This window comes from Veillonella parvula (genome assembly GCF_024461875.1).
GTDB lineage: Bacteria > Bacillota > Negativicutes > Veillonellales > Veillonellaceae > Veillonella > Veillonella parvula_I.
In genome coordinates this window covers 1-257 of record NZ_JANGAL010000068.1, presented here as the reverse complement: position 1 = coordinate 257, position 257 = coordinate 1, and the positions used below count along the sequence as shown (strand labels likewise).

Annotated in this window: 1 protein-coding gene; it reads left to right on the top strand. The window is 38.1% G+C overall.

Going from position 1 to position 257, the window contains the following annotated elements; translation table 11 throughout:
• Window positions 1–257: hypothetical protein (locus tag NE668_RS09890; RefSeq protein WP_256196816.1), on the top strand; the 257-nt coding region annotated here is incomplete at both ends.

Here is a 257-nt window from a genome sequence, read left to right as displayed (position 1 = left end):
AAAACTGATCTATACAGATGATACATCATCAGACGAGATCAAGTTTGAAACAAAACAGGAGAAATATACATTTGAATTTGCAGGAGACAAGGCGGTAAAAGAAGTTCAGATTACATTCTTAGATGCAAAATCAACAAGTGATGTGAAGAACATGCTCACACTTGCAGAACTTGAACTGTCAAATCTGTCTAACACACCGGTTACAGGAATCACAGCAGATCCGAACAATGCAAAAGAGATGTATGTCGGAACACTGG